At 68.3% G+C, this 16,864-nt stretch carries 16 protein-coding genes; 14 read left to right on the top strand and 2 right to left on the bottom strand.

The window, feature by feature from the left end; translation table 11 throughout:
- Positions 1-33 precede the first annotated feature (33 nt).
- Positions 34-594: an elongation factor P gene (gene efp / locus ACFY5D_RS02460; RefSeq protein WP_387524550.1), complete on the top strand. Its 561-nt coding sequence runs from the start codon at positions 34-36 to the stop codon at positions 592-594.
- Positions 594-1,004: a transcription antitermination factor NusB gene (nusB, locus tag ACFY5D_RS02455; protein WP_387524547.1), complete on the top strand. Its 411-nt coding sequence runs from the start codon at positions 594-596 to the stop codon at positions 1,002-1,004. Before efp ends, nusB begins: the two co-directional genes overlap by 1 nt.
- A 111-nt stretch (positions 1,005-1,115) precedes the next feature.
- Here the strand turns inward: nusB and ACFY5D_RS02450 are convergent, their stop codons facing one another.
- Entirely contained in the window at positions 1,116-1,730 is a 615-nt protein-coding gene (locus ACFY5D_RS02450) for a hypothetical protein (protein WP_387524544.1), read from the bottom strand.
- A 69-nt stretch (positions 1,731-1,799) separates the two neighbouring features.
- A complete protein-coding gene (locus ACFY5D_RS02445; protein ID WP_387524541.1) occupies positions 1,800-3,011 on the bottom strand; it encodes a PrsW family intramembrane metalloprotease in 1,212 nt (403 codons plus the stop codon).
- A gap of 116 nt (positions 3,012-3,127) precedes the next feature.
- Here ACFY5D_RS02445 and pyrR point away from each other — a divergent pair, with 116 nt between their 5' ends.
- The 12 genes from pyrR (at position 3,128) to metK (ending at position 16,663) form a co-directional block, all read left to right on the top strand.
- The gene (pyrR, locus tag ACFY5D_RS02440; RefSeq protein ID WP_387524538.1) at positions 3,128-3,718 is read left to right on the top strand and encodes a bifunctional pyr operon transcriptional regulator/uracil phosphoribosyltransferase PyrR; all 591 of its coding nucleotides are present in this window, start codon (positions 3,128-3,130) and stop codon (positions 3,716-3,718) included.
- A complete protein-coding gene (locus ACFY5D_RS02435; protein ID WP_387524536.1) occupies positions 3,715-4,695 on the top strand; it encodes an aspartate carbamoyltransferase catalytic subunit in 981 nt (326 codons plus the stop codon). Before pyrR ends, ACFY5D_RS02435 begins: the two co-directional genes overlap by 4 nt.
- A 24-nt stretch (positions 4,696-4,719) precedes the next feature.
- On the top strand, positions 4,720-6,054 hold the full coding sequence (locus tag ACFY5D_RS02430; protein WP_387524534.1) for a dihydroorotase: 1,335 nt from the start codon (positions 4,720-4,722) through the stop codon (positions 6,052-6,054).
- Between the two features lies 1 nt (position 6,055).
- On the top strand, positions 6,056-6,601 hold the full coding sequence (locus ACFY5D_RS02425) for a hypothetical protein (RefSeq protein ID WP_387524531.1): 546 nt from the start codon (positions 6,056-6,058) through the stop codon (positions 6,599-6,601).
- Positions 6,598-7,803, top strand: coding sequence for a glutamine-hydrolyzing carbamoyl-phosphate synthase small subunit (gene carA, locus ACFY5D_RS02420; RefSeq protein WP_387524528.1), 1,206 nt, complete (start codon positions 6,598-6,600; stop codon positions 7,801-7,803). The genes ACFY5D_RS02425 and carA overlap by 4 nt, the downstream gene beginning before the upstream one ends.
- Positions 7,803-11,117: a carbamoyl-phosphate synthase large subunit gene (gene carB, locus ACFY5D_RS02415; protein ID WP_387524525.1), complete on the top strand. Its 3,315-nt coding sequence runs from the start codon at positions 7,803-7,805 to the stop codon at positions 11,115-11,117. The genes carA and carB overlap by 1 nt, the downstream gene beginning before the upstream one ends.
- Entirely contained in the window at positions 11,110-11,982 is an 873-nt protein-coding gene (gene pyrF, locus ACFY5D_RS02410) for an orotidine-5'-phosphate decarboxylase (RefSeq protein ID WP_387524522.1), read from the top strand. Before carB ends, pyrF begins: the two co-directional genes overlap by 8 nt.
- Positions 11,983-12,671: 689 nt before the next feature.
- A complete protein-coding gene (gene mihF / locus ACFY5D_RS02405) occupies positions 12,672-13,007 on the top strand; it encodes an integration host factor, actinobacterial type (protein WP_209997048.1) in 336 nt (111 codons plus the stop codon).
- An 11-nt stretch (positions 13,008-13,018) separates the two neighbouring features.
- On the top strand, positions 13,019-13,597 hold the full coding sequence (gene gmk / locus ACFY5D_RS02400) for a guanylate kinase (protein ID WP_387524518.1): 579 nt from the start codon (positions 13,019-13,021) through the stop codon (positions 13,595-13,597).
- Between the two features lie 94 nt (positions 13,598-13,691).
- Complete coding sequence (rpoZ, locus tag ACFY5D_RS02395; RefSeq protein WP_387524515.1) at positions 13,692-13,955, top strand: DNA-directed RNA polymerase subunit omega; 264 nt, start codon at positions 13,692-13,694, stop codon at positions 13,953-13,955.
- An 83-nt stretch (positions 13,956-14,038) separates the two neighbouring features.
- Positions 14,039-15,277: a bifunctional phosphopantothenoylcysteine decarboxylase/phosphopantothenate--cysteine ligase CoaBC gene (coaBC, locus tag ACFY5D_RS02390; protein ID WP_387524512.1), complete on the top strand. Its 1,239-nt coding sequence runs from the start codon at positions 14,039-14,041 to the stop codon at positions 15,275-15,277.
- A gap of 180 nt (positions 15,278-15,457) precedes the next feature.
- On the top strand, positions 15,458-16,663 hold the full coding sequence (gene metK, locus ACFY5D_RS02385; protein ID WP_387524509.1) for a methionine adenosyltransferase: 1,206 nt from the start codon (positions 15,458-15,460) through the stop codon (positions 16,661-16,663).
- The last annotated feature ends 201 nt before the right edge of the window (positions 16,664-16,864 follow it).

Genomic DNA, 16,864 nt, shown 5'->3' with positions numbered 1-16,864 from the left:
GAGCATCGGGCGCATACGGGAAATGAGTAGATCGTGGCTTCAACCACCGACATCAAAAACGGACAGGTCCTCAAGATCGAGGGCCAGCTCTGGACGATCATCGACTTCCAGCACGTGAAGCCGGGCAAGGGCGGCGCCTTCGTGCGCACCAAGATGCGCAACGTGCTCACCGGCAAGGTCGTCGACAAGACGTACAACGCCGGCGCGAAGATCGAAACCGCAACCGTTGACCGCCGCGACTACCAGTACCTGTACCAGGACGGCGAAGACTACGTGTTCATGGACCTGAGCGACTACGACCAGATCACCGTTCCGGGCACCGTCGTCGGCGATTCCGCCGGCTACATGCTGGAGAACCAGAACGCCACCATCGCCATGCACGAGGGCGCCCCGCTGTACATCGAACTCCCGGCCTCCGTGGTCCTGGAAATCACGTACACCGAGCCGGGCCTGCAGGGCGACCGCTCCTCGGCAGGCACCAAGCCGGCCACCCTGGAGACCGGTGTCGAGATCCAGGTGCCGCTGTTCGTCGAACAGAACACCAAGGTCAAGGTCGACACCCGCACCGGCGATTACCTGGGGCGTGTCTCCTAGTGAGCGCACGCGCCAAGGCCCGCCGCAGGGCACTTGACATCCTTTTCGAAGCAGAACAGCGCGACGTCTCGCCGCTGGCTGCCATGCGTTTGCGTCGTGAAGCAACAGACATCACGATCAACGAGTACACCGTCACCCTGATCGAGGGCGTCATGGCCGAGCTGGACCGGATCGACGAGATCCTGTCCTCCTACTCCAAGGGCTGGACCCTGGAGCGCATGCCGACCGTCGACCGCACCGCACTGCGCATCGGCGCCTGGGAACTGTTGTTCAACGACGACGTTCCCGACGGCGTGGCCGTGGCCGAGGCCGTGGCCCTGGTCCGCGAGCTGTCCACCGACGAGTCCCCGGAGTTCGTCAACGGGCTGCTCGGACGCATCCAGCAGATGAAGCCGACGCTGCTGGCCTAGCCACGCAAGCGCCGCGGTTTGTTGCCGCAGTCCGGCAGGTTTTCGATGGCCGGGTTCCACACGCACCAGCGTGCGAGACCCGGCCATCGGCCATTTAACCGGCAACTCCCGCTAGCGGTCGCTGTCGTCCGGGGACGGCTCCGCCGGGGCGGGTCCGCCAGTGGCGCCTTCCGGCGGGCAGGGCCCCGCGACCAGCGCGAGCTGGTCCAGGTAGTCCCCGCCGCTGATGACGCGGGATATGTGCCGGGGCTTGACGCCCGTCATCCGGCGCTTCCAGCGTCCCCGGTAGGTCACCTCCAGCAGCCATGCGCGCTTCCTGTCGATCTCCACGAGCGATCCGACGACCATGGAGTCCGGCCGCGCCACGTCGCGCAGCACGCTGAGCAGCGCCCCGCCCCCGCCCAGCGCCTTGAGCACGGCGCGGGTCGAGTCCAGGTCCTGCATGCCCAGCTCCGACTGCGGAACCTGCAGCTTCCGGGCCTCCAGCGTCCGCGCGGCGAAGTGCTTGGTCTTGGCCACGTGCGAGATGTGCTTGCGGCGGATGGCGACCGTCTCGTCCGGGGCCCCGCCGGCGGTGGTCTCGTGCACCAGGATCCACTTGCCGCCCATGGCCAGCACGTAGCCGCGGGATTTGTGCGCATCCCGGCCCTTGAGCGTCACATCGACCATGTGGCGGTAGTCCAGCGCCTTGACCAGACGGGTCGAATTCAGTTGTGCGTGTTTCACCTGTGCTCCTTGCATGGGGTTGGTGGTGCCTGCGTGGGGTTGACGGTGCCGCCGGGGCGGTTTTGGAACCTAGAGTACGACGCCGGCCAGCAATTGCGCGCGTTGCCTGTACGACTGGTGCAGCAGGGCGACCTCGCGGGCGTGGTCGCCCTCGTCCGCGTGGCCCGCGGAGATGCGCTGGCGCACCCCGGCCAGGCGCATCGCGGTCTGGGTGAAGTCCTTCATCAGCTGTCCGCGCCCGTGCGCCGCGGCCCAGGCCCTGGCGGACCGGCGGCCCGCGGGGGTCGCGAACATCGCCACCTCGGCGGGCGTGAACCAGCCCGCCTGCCGGTACTCGTCCAGCCGGCGGGCGATGAGCCGCAGTTCGGCCCGCTGCAACAGCACGACCGATACGACGGCTGCGACAAAAAGCGGCACCTGGAGCAGGAAGTAGAAGCCCAGGAAGGAGTCGAAGAAGATGCCCACCCCGCCGTTCCACAGGAAATGGCCGAGCATCGCCGGCAGCAGGCCCAGACCCAGGTAGAGCGGCCAACGGGACCGTTCCCCGCGCTCGGCGCACAGCCCCAGCGCAAAGCCCGTCCACGCGGTGAACATCACGTGCGCAAAGGGGGAGAAGAGCCCGCGCAGCACGAACACCGCGGCCAGGTCGCCCGGGGTTCCGGATTCGGCGTAGCTGGAGCCGAAGTAGAGTATGTTCTCGGTGAACGCGAAGCCCGCGCCGACCATGCCGCCGTAGACGATCCCGTCGACCGGCCCGTCGAAGTGCGCCCGGTTGATCCAGAAGATCAGCAGCACCCCCGCGCCCTTGGCCAGCTCCTCGACGATCGGCGCCTGGACCACGGCCCCGAAGGTGTCGAGGTCCAGCCGCCCGGCGGGATTGAAGAACAGCTCGGTGAACAGGTCGCCCACCAGCAGCGCGCCGGCCACCGAGGCGCCGGCACCCCAGAGCAGGGCCAGCAGCAACAAGGGACGCGGCTCCGGGTCCCAGCGGTCCACCCAGCGCAGGCCGACCAGGCACAGGCCCAGCGGAACCATGGCCAGGACGCCGAGCCACAGCACGGTGCCCGTGCCGAAGATGCCGGAGAGGAAGAACGTGACGCCCAGCAGCAACAGGGTGCACAGCGCCAGCGCGACGAGGACCCCGGAACCGGTCCTGCCGGGCTGCCCGATCGGCATTCCGGCGGCGGCCGGGACGCCCATCCCGGTGCGGGGCGCCCCGGTCCACGGATCGCGCGGGTGGGGCCCGGGCGACGGGCGCATGGTGTGTGAGGTATCGCTCATGCACTAAAGACTACGTGTGATGCACGCCGTGGTAATTTTGATGGAGCAGCAAAACACCGAAAATGAGCCAGCAACCTTTAAATTCCGTCCTGTGAGGCGGGGAAGGAGGCCGCATCATGAGTGACGACGCCAACGCGGCACCGAACTTAGCGCCCAAAACTGCCCGGACCGTTCTCTCCAGCGAGGACATCGACCGCGTATTGACCCGCATCGCCCACGAGATCATCGAGGCGAACAAGGGCACCGAAGACCTGGTCCTTTTGGGCATTCCCTCCCGCGGATTCCCGCTGGCCCAGCGGTTGGCAGAGCGCATCGCCGCCACCGAACCCGGACTCGACGCGGCCTCCATCGTCGGCCAACTCGACGTCACCATGTACCGCGACGACCTGCGCCACTCCACCACCCGCACCCCGCTTCCCACGCGGCTTCCCGCCGGCGGCATCGACTCCAAGGTCGTGGTGCTGGTCGACGACGTGCTCTACTCAGGCCGCACCATCCGCGCCGCGCTGGACGCCATCGCCGACCTGGGCCGCCCGCGCATCGTGCGCCTTGCGGTGCTGGTCGACCGCGGCCACCGCGAACTCCCGATCCGCGCCGACCACGTCGGCAAGAACCTGCCCACCGCCACCACCGAAAAGGTGCGTGTCCACCTGGCAGAGGTCGATGGCGAGAACAACAACGAAGTCATCATCGAGGCCGCCGCATGAAACACCTGCTCTCCACCCTCGATCTGTCGCGCGCCGACGCGATCCGGATCCTCGACATCGCCGAGGAAATGGCCGCCGTCGGAACCCGCGAGGTCAAGAAACTCCCCGCGCTGCGCGGCCGCACCGTGGTGAACCTCTTCTTCGAGGACTCGACCCGCACCCGCATCTCCTTCGAGGCCGCCGCCAAGCGCCTGAGCGCCGACGTCATCAACTTCTCCGCCAAGGGGTCGTCCGTCTCCAAGGGCGAGTCGCTCAAGGACACCGCGCAGACCCTGCAGGCCATCGGCGCCGACGCCGTGGTCATCCGACACGGCGCCTCCGGTGCCCCGGCCCGCCTGGCCGCCACCGACTGGATCGACGCGCCGGTGGTCAACGCGGGCGACGGCACGCACGAACACCCCACCCAGGCGCTGCTCGACGCGTTCACGCTGCGCAACCACTGGGCGCGCGTCAACGGCACCTCCACGCTGGGCACCGACCTGGCGGGCATGAAGGTCGCGATCGTCGGCGACATCCTGCACTCCCGCGTGGCACGCTCCAACCTCTGGCTGCTGCGCACCCTGGGCGCCGAGGTCACCATGGTGGCCCCGCCGACCCTGCTGCCGCACGGCTCCAACGTGTGGCCGTGCGAGATCAGCTACGACCTGGACGCGACGCTGGCCGGCGGCATCGACGCGGTCATGATGCTGCGCGTGCAGGGCGAACGCATGCACGCCTCCTTCTTCCCGAACACCCGCGAGTACTCGCGCCTCTGGGGTTTCGACGACGCACGCCTGGCCGCGCTGGACGCCCAGGGCCAGTCCGAAACCATCATCATGCACCCCGGCCCGATGAACCGCGGCCTGGAGATCTCCTCCGCCGCGGCCGACTCGCCGCGCTCCACCGTCCTGGAACAGGTTTCCAACGGCGTCGCGGTGCGCATGGCCGTCCTTTACCTACTGCTATCGGGGGACCAGCAGCGTCCCTCCGGCCTCTAAGAACCTCAGAAACTGGAGTCATCGATGAGCACCAACACCAACACCTACCTGGTCCGCGGCGCGAAGCCGCTGGGCGCAGAGGCCACCGACCTGCTGATCTCCGACGGCTTGATCGTCGCCCTGGGTGCCGAGGCGGCAGCCCACCCGGCCGCCGCCGGCGCCACCGTGATCGAGGCCGCGGGCCAGATCGCCCTGCCCGGCATGGTCGACCTGCACACCCACCTGCGCGAGCCGGGACGCGAGGATGCGGAAACCGTCGAGACGGGCACCCGCGCCGCGGCGCTGGGCGGCTTCACCGCCGTGCACGCCATGGCCAACTCCAACCCGGTGGCGGACACCGCCGGCGTTGTCGAGCAGGTCTGGGCCCTGGGCCGCCGCTCCGGCTGGGTCGACGTGCGCCCGGTCGGCGCCGTCACCGTCGGCCTGGCCGGCGAACAGATGAGCGAGATTGGCGCCATGGCCGACTCCCGCGCCGCGGTCCGCGTCTTCTCCGACGACGGCATCTGCGTGTTCGACCCGCTGATCATGCGCCGCGCCCTGGAATACGTGAAGGCGTTCGACGGCGTCATCGCCCAGCACGCCCAGGAACCGCGCCTCACCGAGGGCGCCCAGATGAACGAGGGCGAGGTCTCCGCGGTGCTGGGGCTCGCCGGCTGGCCGGCCGTCGCCGAGGAATCGATCATCGCCCGCGACGTGCTGCTGGCCGAACACGTCGGCTCCCGCCTGCACATCTGCCACGTCTCCACCGCCGGCTCGGTGGAGATCATCCGCTGGGCCAAGTCCCGCGGCGTGCAGGTCACCGCCGAGGTCACCCCGCACCACCTGCTGCTGACCGACGAGCTGGTCAAGAGCTACGACCCGGTCTACAAGGTCAACCCGCCGCTGCGCCGCGAGGCCGACGTCATGGCCCTGCGCGCCGCGCTGGCCGACGGCACCATCGACATCATCGGCACCGACCACGCACCGCACCCCTCCGAGGCGAAGGAATGCGAGTGGGCCGCCGCGGCCATGGGCATGACCGGCCTGGAGACCGCGCTCTCGGTCGTCCAGCACACCATGATCGAAACCGGGATGATTACCTGGGCCGACTTCGCGCGCATCACCTCCTCCGCCCCGGCCGCGATCGGCCGCGTCGAGGACCAGGGCCGCGCGCTGGCCGCGGGCGAGCCGGCAAACATCACCCTGGTGGACGCCGACGCCCGCTGGGTCGTGGACCCGTACGCGATGGCCACCAAGGGCCGGAACTCCCCGTTCAAGGGGCTCGAGCTGCCGGGCAAGGTCACCACGGTGTTCTTCCACGGGCACCCGACCGTGCTCAATGGCGCACTGGCCACCCCGCGCCTTGTGGGAGCCGAGTAAGTTGGGCCAATACACCGGCGCGGTGGTCATCACCATCGCGGTCATCGCGGTGCTGGTCGCCCTGATCCTGCTCGGCTGGCGCAACCGCCTGCGCCGCCAGTCGAGCATCGCGGCCCCGCCGGCGGTTCCCGCCGATCCCGGCGTCCAGCTGGCGGACCCCAGCGAGGGGCAGTACGTCTGCACCACCACCGCCGGGGACTGGCTCGACCGCATCGCCGCGCACCAGCTGGGCATCCGGACCAACGCCACGTTGTCCGTCCACCCGACCGGCGTGTTGCTGGCCCGCCACGGGGCGCCCGACGTGTTCATCCCCGCGGCAACCATCACCAACGTGCAGCGCGCCTCCGGCATGGCCGGCAAGTTCGTCGAGAAGGACGGCCTGCTGGTCATCACCTGGGCGCTTGGGGACAAGGCCGTGGATACCGGCTTCCGCCCCCGCTACCACCAAGAACTGCCGGTCCTGCTCAAGGGCATCGCCGCCCTGGGGCGGGCCGGAACACCGAACGACGAAAAACCATCACCCGCCGAGGATAAGGAAAACCAGTGACAGCAGTACCAACGACCGAGCCAGCCCTCCTGGTGCTCGAAGACGGACGGGTTTTCCGCGGCCGCAGCTACGGTGCCGTCGGCACCACCTTCGGCGAGGCCGTGTTCTCCACCGGCATGTCCGGCTACCAGGAGACCCTCACGGACCCCTCCTACGCCAAGCAGATCATCGTGCAGACCTTCCCGCACATCGGCAACACCGGCGTGAACGACGAGGACGCCGAGTCCTCCCGCATCTGGGCCGCCGGCTACGTGGTGCGCGACGCCGCCCGCCGCCCGTCCAACTGGCGCGCCCAGCGCTCGCTTGACGAGGAGCTTGTCAACTACGGCGTCGTCGGCATCCAGCACGTGGACACCCGCGCGCTGACCCGCCACCTGCGCGACCGCGGCGCCATGAAGGCCGGCGTGTTCTCCGGCGAGGCCGCCGCGGCGTCCGTGGCCGAGCTCCTCGCACAGGTCAACGCGCAGGCACCGATGGAGGGCCTGAACCTCTCGGCCGTGGTTTCCACCCACGAGGCCTACACGGTCGAGCCCAAGGACCACGGCTTCGACGGCGAGGTGGAGTTCTCCATCGCCGCGATCGACCTGGGCATCAAGGCGATGACCCCGCAGCGCTTCGCCGAGCGCGGCGTGCGCGTGCACGTGCTGCCGTACAACGCCACCTTCGAGGACATCGCCGCCACCGGCGCGCAGGGCGTCTTCCTCTCCAACGGCCCGGGCGACCCGGCCACCGCCAACGTGCAGGTGGAACTGGTCCGCCAGGTGCTCGACGCGAAGATCCCGTACTTCGGCATCTGCTTCGGCAACCAGATCCTGGGCCGCGCCCTGGGCTACGGCACCTACAAGCTGCGCTACGGCCACCGCGGCATCAACCAGCCGGTGCTGGACAAGGCCACCGGCAAGGTGGAGATCACCAGCCAGAACCACGGCTTCGCCGTCGATGCCCCGCGCGAGGGCGCCTCGCTGGCCCCGCTGGACCGCTTCGGCCGCGTCGAGGTCTCCCACATCTCGCTCAACGATTCCGTCGTCGAGGGCCTGGTCTGCCTGGACCTGCCGGCGTTCTCCGTGCAGTACCACCCGGAGGCAGCCTCCGGCCCGCACGATGCAAGCCACCTGTTCGACCGCTTCATCGACGTCATGCGCGCGGCGGGCACCGCCGCCGCATCCACCTCCACCACCGCCTCCACTCAGGAAGAGAAGTAATGCCCAAGCGCGAAGACCTCAAGTCAGTCCTGGTCATCGGTTCCGGCCCGATCGTCATTGGTCAGGCAGCCGAATTCGACTACTCGGGCACCCAGGCGTTGCGCGTGCTGCGCGAGGAGGGCCTGCGGGTCATCCTGGTCAACTCCAACCCGGCCACCATCATGACCGACCCGGAGTTCGCCGACGCCACCTACGTGGAGCCGATCACCCCCGAGGTCGTCGAGAAGATCATCGCCAAGGAGCGCCCGGACGCGCTGCTGCCGACGCTGGGCGGCCAGACCGCGCTGAACACCGCGATCGCCCTGGACAAGGCCGGCGTGCTGGAGAAGTACAACGTCGAACTGATCGGCGCGAACATCGAGGCCATCGAGCTCGGCGAAGACCGCGAGAAGTTCAAGGGCGTTGTCGAGCGCTGCGGCGCCGAGTCCGCCAAGTCCGTCATCGTCCACACCATGGACGAGGCCTTCGCCGCGGTCGAGATCCTGAACTACCCGGTGGTCGTGCGCCCGTCCTTCACCATGGGCGGCCTGGGCTCGGGCATGGCGTACAACGCCGAGGACCTGCGCCGCATCGCCGGCGCCGGCCTGCAGTACTCGCCGACCACCGAGGTGCTCCTGGAGGAGTCCATCCTCGGCTGGAAGGAATACGAGCTGGAGATGATGCGCGACAAGGCGGACAACGTCGTGGTCGTCTGCTCCATCGAGAACTTCGATCCCGTGGGCGTGCACACCGGCGACTCGATCACCGTGGCCCCGGCCATGACGCTGACCGACCGCGAGTACCAGAAGCTGCGCGACATCTCGATCGCCGTCATCCGCGAGGTCGGCGTCGACACCGGCGGCTGCAACATCCAGTTCGCCATCGAGCCTGACACCGGCCGCATCGTGGTCATCGAGATGAACCCGCGCGTGTCGCGTTCCTCCGCGCTGGCCTCCAAGGCCACCGGCTTCGCGATCGCGAAGATCGCCACCAAGCTCTCGCTGGGCTACACCCTGGACGAGATCCCGAACGACATCACGCTCAAGACCCCGGCCTCCTTCGAGCCGGCCCTTGACTACGTGGTCGTGAAGGTCCCGCGCTTCGCGTTCGAGAAGTTCCCGGCCGCCGACGCCACACTGACCACCACCATGAAGTCCGTCGGCGAGGCCATGGCCATCGGCCGCAACTTCACCGAGGCCCTGCAGAAGGCCCTGCGCTCCCTGGAGCAGAAGGACGCCGAGCTCGAGTTCAACAAGCCGATGGACTTCGAGGTCGAGGAACTGATCGCGGCCTCCGTCAAGGGCTCGACCTCCCGCCTGTCCAACGTGCAGCGCGCGCTGCTGGGCGGCGCCACGATCGAGCACATCTTCGACGAGACCGGCATCGACCCGTGGTACCTGGACCAGCTCGCGCTGATCAACGAGACCGCCGAGATGATCCGCAGCAACCCGGACCTCACCGAGGACGTGCTGCGCACCGCCAAGCGCCACGGCTTCTCCGACGCGCAGATCGCCAAGCTCACCCACAAGACCGAGGCCGTGGTGCGCGGCATCCGCCACGCACTGAACATCCGCCCGGTCTTCAAGACGGTGGACACCTGCGCCGCCGAGTTCGAGGCCTTCACCCCGTACCACTACTCCTCCTACGACGAGGAGACCGAGGTCGCGCTGCACGAGAAGCCGTCGGTCATCATCCTGGGCTCGGGCCCGAACCGCATCGGCCAGGGCATCGAGTTCGACTACTCCTGCGTGCACGCCACCATGGCGCTGCGCAAGGCCGGCTACGAGACCGTCATGGTCAACTGCAACCCGGAAACCGTCTCCACCGACTACGACGTCTCCACCCGCCTGTACTTCGAGCCGCTGACGCTCGAGGACGTGCTGGAGGTCATCCACGCGGAGGAATCCACCGGCGGCGTGCTCGGCGTGTTCGTGCAGCTCGGCGGCCAGACCCCGCTGAAGCTCGCGCAGGAACTCGCCGACGCCGGCGTGCCGATCCTGGGCACCTCCCCGGAGGCCATCGACCTGGCCGAGCACCGCGGCGCCTTCCAGCGCGTGCTGGATGCCGGCGGCCTGATCGCCCCGAAGAACGGCACCGCCGTCTCCTTCGAGGAGGCCAAGCGCATCGCCGACGAGATCGGCTACCCGGTCCTGGTCCGCCCGAGCTACGTGCTCGGCGGCCGCGGCATGGAGATCGTGTACGACGAGGCAAACCTCTCCCGCTACATCACCAACGCCACGGAGATCACCGAGGACCACCCGGTGCTGGTCGACCGCTTCCTCGAGGACGCCATCGAGATCGACGTCGACGCACTCTTCGACGGCAAGGACCTCTACGTCGGCGGCATCATGGAGCACATCGAGGAGGCCGGCATCCACTCCGGCGACTCCGCCTGCGTGCTGCCCCCGATCACCCTGGGCAAGGACGTGCGCGACCGCGTGGTCGCCGCCACCCGCGCCATCGCCGAGGGCGTGGGCGTGCGCGGCCTGATCAACATCCAGTTCGCGCTGGCCTCCGACGTGCTCTACGTCATCGAGGCCAACCCGCGCGCCTCCCGCACCGTGCCGTTCACCTCCAAGGCCACCGGCGTGCAGCTGGCCAAGGCCGCGGCGATGATCGGCGTGGGCGTGTCGATCGCCCACCTGCGTTCCGTCCACAAGATGCTGCCGGAAACCGGCGACGGCGCCAACCTGCCGGACGGCGCGCCGGTCTCGGTCAAGGAAGCAGTGCTTCCCTTCGCCCGCTTCCGCACCCCGGAGGGCAAGGTCGTCGACTCGCTGCTCGGCCCGGAAATGCGCTCCACCGGCGAGGTCATGGGCATCGACAAGTACTTCGACACCGCCTTCGCCAAGTCGCAGGCCGCGGCCAACAACCCGCTGCCGACCTCCGGCAAGGTCTTCGTCTCGGTGGCCAACCGCGACAAGCGCTCGATCGTCATCCCGGTCAAGCACCTGGCCGACATCGGCTTCGAGATCATCTCCACCGGCGGCACCGCCGAGGTGCTGCGCCGCAACGGCATCCCGTCCACCGTGGTCCGCAAGGTCCGCGAGGGCGCCGCCGAGGGCGAGTCCAACATCGTGGACCTGATCACCGAGGGCGAGATCGCGATGATCCTCAACACCCCGTCCGGCGGCGAGGCCCGCGGCGACGGCTACGAGATCCGCGCGGCGGCCACCTCGGTCGGCACCCCGGTCATCACCACCGTCGCCGAGTTCGGCGCGGCGATCCAGGCGATCGACGCGATGCGCCACTTCGAGTGGACCGTCACCTCCCTGCAGGAGCACGCGGCCACCCTGAATGCAGCCACCGTGTTGCGGGATGCAGCCGATGCCTAACACCGAGAACACCACCGTGCCGGGCCGGCGCGCCGCCTTCGGGCAGCGCCTGGCCTCGGCCATGGCCGCGCACGGCCCGCTGTGCGTGGGCATCGACCCGCACCCGGGGCTGCTCGCGGCCTGGGGCCTGAACGACGACGTCGAGGGGCTCCGCTCCTTCTCGCTGCGCGTGGTGGAGGCCATGGCCGGACAGGTCGCGGCCCTCAAGCCGCAGGTGGCGCTCTTCGAGCGCCACGGTTCGCGCGGCCTGGCCGTGCTGGAGGAAACCCTGGCAGCCTGCGCCGACGCGTCGCTGATTTCGATCGCCGACGCCAAGCGCGGGGACATCGGGTCCACCATGGCCGCCTACGCCGACGCCTGGCTGGGGGAGGGCAGCCCGCTGGCCTCCGACGCCGTGACGCTGAGCCCGTACCTTGGCTACGAGTCGCTGCGCCCGGCGCTGGACCTCGCCGCCGCCACCGGCCGCGGCGTGTTCGTGCTCGGCCTGACCTCCAACCCGGAGGGCAAGGCCGTGCAGCATGTGGGAGGCGACCAGTCGGTTGCCAAGCGCATCATCTCCGCCGTCGGCGCCGAGAACGCCGCCGAAAACCTGGCCGGGGTGCCGTTCGGTTCCACCGGCCTGGTCATCGGGGCCACCGTGGGCTCGGCCCTGGAGGAGCTGGGCATCGACCTGGCCGCCTCCGCGGCCCCGATCCTGGCCCCGGGCCTCGGAGCCCAGGGTGCCACCGGTGCCCAGATGAAGGAGTCCTTCGGGGCCTTCTGGCCGCAGGTGCTTGGCACCTCCAGCCGCGACGTCCTCAAGGCCGGTCCTGACGCGAAGTCGCTGCTTGAGGCGGCGCTGCGTACCCGGGACTCGCTGGTCTAACAGGCCCGGCCGCTCGTCGGCCCGTCAGTGAACGTGCGTTTGTCCTTCCGTCCCTCGCGGGGCCGAAGGACAAACGCACGCTGCTTTAAGGGGTCGATCGGGCGGCGCGAGGGGCCCGCGAGGGGTCACTCCCGACCGTGTCAGATGGCCCCGCGCGCGCTCTCCGAGGCCGGGAACGGCAGGGAAGGGGCGCCCCGGTGCGGATTCCGTCGTGAATTAGGTCATGAACGGGCGACAATGAATCAATGTGACACGGCCACGCCGGATTTTCACAGCAACTTGCCAGACTTCGAGAGGTCTGATGTTTCGGGTGCGACTTTGCTCACGGCCAGGTACATACCTGTCACTGACTGGTACTTATGTGTCAATGACCGCCATTGCGGATACCTCGGCCAAAGCGCCCGACCGGCGCGGTTTTCGGGCATTTTCCGCGTGTTCGGCGCGTATTCCGCTCGTCTTCACCTGGATTTCGCGTTCATGCAGGTGAGTGCGGAATCCGCATCAGAATCATGATCTTGCTTACAGCCCGGCGCGCATGAATCTCGTACGAAACACGGTTTTGACCCTTTGTCGCATTCGTGGTAGCCACCGCGCAAATACCCATTGCATCGGGGGGTAAGTTTGGCTATCTTCGGTTCAGGGCGCACCGCCCTAGTGCTGAAACCTACAGATGGAATGGCGGCAAGAGCATGGTACTGCGAGAACTCTCGGACGAGGATCGTATTCGAGCACGGGCGAAGGCGCTGGCAGCGCGCACGCGTCGGGCCGACATCAAGAACCAATTTGGCGCCGGCAAGCTCAGCATCACCGAGGTCCTGGATCTGGTTCCGGACGACGAGGCCATCGGGCGCCTGCGCGTGATGGACCTCTTGGAGTCCGTGCCGGGGGTCGGGGAAATCCGAGCCCACACCCTTATCGATAGACTAGGGATCTCACCCAGCCGGCGCCTGCGCGGACTGGGGCGCAAACAGCGCATCGCATTGGTGGAACATTTCCAGCAATCGCCTCCCAAAACGAAAGAGTAATGAAGCACACCATGACGCTTAGTGCCCATCCTTCGGTCACAGTACTTGCCGGCCCCACGGCCGTTGGCAAGGGGACGATCTCGACCTACATTCGAGACAACTACCCGGAGGTATGGCTCTCGGTTTCCGCAACCACGCGCGACCCCCGCCCCGGCGAGGTGGACGGTGTGCACTACTTCTTCGTCGGACCCGAAAAGTTTGCGGAACTGGTCCAGAACGGGGAAATGCTTGAATGGGCGGTCGTGCACGGGCAGAACAGCTACGGCACGATCCGCACCAAGGTGGAAGAGGCGGTCGCCTCGGGAAAGCACGTGCTGCTGGAGATCGACCTGCAGGGGGCGCGCCAGGTCAAGGAAAACCTGCCGGAAGCCAAATTCGTGTTCCTGGCCCCGCCAAGCTGGGACGAATTGGTCCGCCGGCTCATCGGCCGCGGCACCGAAACACCCGAGGAGCAGCAGCGACGGCTGGAAACCGCTAAACTGGAACTTGCTGCCGAATCCGAATTTGACGTGACCATCGTCAACGACGAGATTTCGCGGGCGGCTAACGAGCTGGTTACCCACATGGGATTGACCCCGCACGAGCAGTAAGACTTTTTTGCCGGTGGGATCCTTGTGTGCCTTTTGGCGCGCAAACCCCGCTCGCACCCCGACTGATCCACCGACTAGTTATTTGGAGGCTTCGTTGACCACGAACCTTGAAGGCATCATCAGCCCGTCCATCGACTCGCTGCTGACCACCACCGATTCGAAGTACGCCCTGGTGATTAACTCCGCCAAGCGCGCACGCCAGATCAACGCATACTACGCGCAGCTGCATGAGGGCCTGTTCGAGTACGTCGGCCCGCTGGTCGACACCCGCCTGAACGAGAAGCCGCTGTCGATCGCACTGCGCGAAATCAACGAGGGCATGCTCAGCGTCTCGAAGATCGAAGAAGCAGCAGAGTAATTACCCGGGCCTCCCAGGCTTTTTGAACACAGGGGCCTGGGCCCGGAAGCGGCCGGCTCCGAACGAGAGTATCGGTGGTAGCAGTGAAGCGCATTGTTCTTGGTGTATCCGCAGGGATCGCCGCCTACAAGGCAGCTTTGCTGCTACGGCTGTTTAAGGAGGCGGGCCACCACGTCGACGTGATCCCCACCGAGTCGTCGCTGCAGTTCGTGGGCATCGCCACCTGGGAGGCGCTGAGCGGCAACCCGGTGCGCACCGGCGTGTTCGAGGCCGTCGACACCGTCAACCACGTGCGCCTGGGCCAGCTGGCCGACCTGGTGGTGATCGTCCCGGCAACCGCCGACGTGCTGGCCCGCGCCGCGGCGGGCATGGCCAACGACCTGCTCACCGGCACGCTGCTGGCCACGGGCGCGCCCGTGGTGATGGCCCCGGCCATGCACACCGAAATGTGGGAGCACCCGGCAACGGTCGCCAACGTCGCGACGCTGCGCTCCCGCGGCGTCCACGTGATCGACCCGGCCGTCGGCAGGCTCACCGGCAAGGACTCGGGTCCCGGGCGGCTGCCCGAACCCGAGGAAATCTACGCACTGGTCCAGCCCTACCTGTCCGATGCCGCGAGCACCCCGGAGGAGCTTCCGCTGGCGGGCAGGATCGTCGCGATCTCCGCCGGCGGGACCCGCGAGCCGCTGGACCCGGTGCGCTACCTCGGCAACCGCTCCTCCGGCCGCCAGGGCATCGCCCTGGCCAAGGCCGCGATGGCGGCCGGCGCCCGCGTGCGCTTCATCGCGGCGCACATGGACCAGCCGGCGCCCGAGGGCGTCGAACTGAGCACCGCCTCCACCGCACGGCAGCTGCAGGCCGCCGTGAACGAGGCCGCGCGCGGTGCGGACGTGCTGATCATGAGCGCGGCGGTCGCCGACTTCCGCCCCGCCGAGTACGTGGACTCCAAGATCAAGAAGTCCGACGAGCATGCGGACCCGGTGATCACCCTGGTGCGCAACCCCGACATCCTGGCGCTGCTGGTCGCCGACCGCGCGGCCCAGGGCCCGGACACCGAGCTGCCTGGCCTGGTCGTCGGATTCGCCGCGGAAACCGGCGACGCCGAGAACAGCGTGCTGGAGTACGGCGCGGCGAAGCTGGCCCGGAAGGGCTGCGAGCTGCTGGTCGTGAACGAGGTGGGGGAGAACCTGACCTTCGGGACCGATGAGAATTCCATCACCATCCTGTCGGCGCTCGGGGCCGACCCGGTCCACGCGTCGGGCTCCAAGGACGCCGTGGCGCGGACGGTCATCGAGGCCGTCGCCGCCGCGCTCGGCCGCTAGCAGGCGGCTTGGCGGCGTCCACCCACCGCCATGCCGCCGTGCGTGCCGCCGGGTTTGCGGTCCCGTCGGCGTCATCGTTCGTCACGGTGCGTCACACGACCGGGCCCGGCGCGTCACAAGCGGTTCACGGGATGGACGCATGAATCTGACCGCGCGCCAAGTTGACGGTAGAGTAGCTAGGTGACTTTAGAAACCCCGCAGCTGCGCCTCTTCACCTCCGAATCGGTTACGGAGGGCCACCCGGACAAGATCTGCGACCAGATCTCCGACGCCATCCTCGACGCCATGCTGGCGCAGGACCCCAACTCCCGTGTTGCAGTGGAGACGCTGACCACCACCGGGTTGGTGCACGTTGCCGGCGAGGTGACGACCGACGGCTACGTCGAGATCCCGGAGATCGTGCGCCGCACCATCCTGGACATCGGCTACGACTCCTCCGCCAACGGCTTCGACGGCGCGCGCTGCGGCGTTTCGGTGTCGATCGGGCAGCAGTCCCAGGAGATCTCCGACGGCGTCTTCAACTCCCTGGAGGTCCGCGAGGGCACCGCCGTTGACCCGCGCGACGCGCAGGGCGCCGGCGACCAGGGCCTGATGTTCGGTTACGCGTCCGACGAGACCGAAACCCTCATGCCGACCCCGATCCACCTGGCGCACCGCCTCTCCGAGCGGCTGACCGACGTCCGCAAGTCCGGCCTGCTGGACCTGCTGCGCCCGGACGGCAAGACCCAGGTCACCGTCGGCTACGACGGCGACGTACCGGTATCCGTCGAGACCATCGTGGTCTCCTCCCAGCACGCCGCGGAGTTCTCCCTGGAGGACCTGAAGGACGGCCTGCTGGAGCACGTGGTGAACCCGGTGCTGGCCAACGCGCCGCTGGACACCTCCAAGACCCGCATCATCCTGAACCCGTCGGGCCCCTTCATCATCGGCGGCCCGGTCGGCGACGCAGGCCTCACCGGCCGCAAGATCATCGTCGACACCTACGGCGGGTTCGCCCGCCACGGCGGCGGCGCCTTCTCCGGCAAGGACCCCTCGAAGGTCGACCGCTCGGCCGCCTACGCCATGCGCTGGGTCGCCAAGAACGTCGTGGCAGCCGGCCTGGCGCGCCGCGTAGAGGTCCAGATCGCCTACGCCATCGGCGTGGCCCGCCCGGTCGGCCTCTACGTGGAGACCTTCGGCACCGAGTCCGTCGACCCGGCGAAGATCACCGCGGCGATCAACGAGGTCTTCGACCTGCGCCCGCTGGGCATCATCGAGGACCTGGACCTGAAGCGCCCGATCTACCAGAAGACCGCAGCCCACGGCCACTTCGGCCGCGAGGACGCCGAGTTCACCTGGGAAGCGCTCGACCGCGTCGACGCGCTGAAGGCGTACTTCGGCGCCTAGGAACCCCACACCCCGCAGTCCGGCCGCCCTGGCGCCCGTGCTGCCGCCGGCCCCCGTGGCGCTTGCCCCTGAACGGGCGGAGCCACGGGGGCCGTGCCGTTTGCCGTGCCGTTTGTCAAAGGGGTGGCCCGACGTGCCAGAATGCTGGAGGGCACAGGCCGGATGGCCTACGGCCCGACGAGCAACGCCGGACGACGGCGA

Origin of the sequence: Paeniglutamicibacter sp. NPDC012692 (assembly GCF_042901625.1) — a bacterium.
GTDB lineage: Bacteria > Actinomycetota > Actinomycetes > Actinomycetales > Micrococcaceae > Paeniglutamicibacter.
Note: the sequence above shows the minus strand (reverse complement) of the source record. Positions and strands in the feature narration are given on the sequence as shown.